At 41.2% G+C, this 1,336-nt stretch carries 1 protein-coding gene; it reads left to right on the top strand.

Annotated elements, in window-relative coordinates; all coding sequences use genetic code 11:
* Window positions 1-169: 169 nt before the first annotated feature.
* Window positions 170-1,234, top strand: a complete 1,065-nt coding sequence (locus AB5170_RS21530) for a tyrosine-type recombinase/integrase (RefSeq protein WP_173717481.1) — start codon at window positions 170-172, stop codon at window positions 1,232-1,234.
* The last annotated feature ends 102 nt before the right edge of the window (window positions 1,235-1,336 follow it).

Here is a 1,336-nt window from a genome sequence, read left to right as displayed (position 1 = left end):
ATAAATATATTTCTTTGTATGGACATCCACCTTACAGGATTAATATGTCATTTTTTTAGAATTTTGTCAAAAATTTTTCATAAAAGATCAGATTCTGAGCGAAAATCGGACAATATATAATTGAAAGACAATTAAACGCTCAGCCAATGATGGCAGAAAGGAAAAAAGAATGAGAAAAGAATCAAAAGAAATGGCTGTTACAGCCACAACAATGAAAAAAGAGAAAAGGAACGAAAATGCTGCAACTACTTTTGTCAATTACCTGGAGAGCTGGTACCAGAACGAATACCTTCCGAATTCAACCAGCAGCAGTACGGATGCTTACTACCACTGGATGATCTTCAATGTCATTGAACCCAACCTTCCGGATAAGGAGCGGGCGGTTGACGATATCGATGCAGAATATCTGAATGCTCTTTTGGCACGTATCGACCGAAAAAATGAAAATATGGCTGCTTCGGCATACCGTTTTCTGCGTGTTTTTATAAAGGATAGTTTTGAACCAGATACCGGAGATTATGAACTTTTCTTTCAATTAAAAAAATATTCCGTGTTGGAAAAAGATCCGGTTCTTTATACAGCGGAACAGCTTACCTGCTTTTTATCAGCTGCAAAGAAAGACAACACCTCCCATTATCTGGAATATGCCCTGGCGCTTTACTGTGGGCTGAAACCCGGAGAAATCCTTGGACTTAAATATGACAGTTTCAATCTGGAGGCAGGTACGGTAACGATCTGCGGGCTGCATGCACGGAACTATATGTCCGCTGACAGGAATGGAGTTAACGGTAGCCAGAACTTCAAATACAGTGGCAGAAAACTCCGTTCAGACAGCAATTACCGTACTGTGCCTGTTCCGGAATTTTTATTTGATGAGATCAGGGACCGGAGATATCTGAATGAGGGCATTATTCTGAAATATCCTGGACTGGCCGAAGAAGGCGCCCTGTGCCTTGGTCCATATGGAAAAGTCAAGACGCTTCCCACACTGAATACCAGACTGAAAAAGATCACTCAGTCCTATGGCCTGCCCCGCATCTCCCTTGGAGATCTGAGATATATGTATCTCGCAGATCTTATCAAAAAGGAAAAACAGTTTAAAAAGATCATGGAACTTTTCGGATATGCAAATCCTTACCGGATGCTGAACCTCTGCCAGCAGATCGCGGATATCCAGGGAGAGACTTTAACTGTAAACGTTCCGTTTCCTGAGATATTTTATTATAAAATGTAAAGCTGATTTTAATCATAAAAATAATTCCAATAAGCATGAGTATCGGGAAGCTGGTAGGGTTTCTGTTCCACATTGCACTGCCTTTTCGGTTCCACGCAGCCC

The organism is Ruminococcus sp. RTP21484sp1_RTP21281st1_A8_RTP21281_210402 (assembly GCF_040914025.1).
GTDB classification, from domain to species: domain Bacteria; phylum Bacillota; class Clostridia; order Lachnospirales; family Lachnospiraceae; genus Blautia_A; species Blautia_A faecis.
This window is presented reverse-complemented; position numbering and strand designations above follow the sequence as displayed.

Coding starts and splice junctions, on each gene's coding strand:
- AB5170_RS21530 (WP_173717481.1), top strand. CDS start 170: ATGAGAAAAGAATCAAAAGAAATGGCTGTTACAGCCACAACAATGAAA.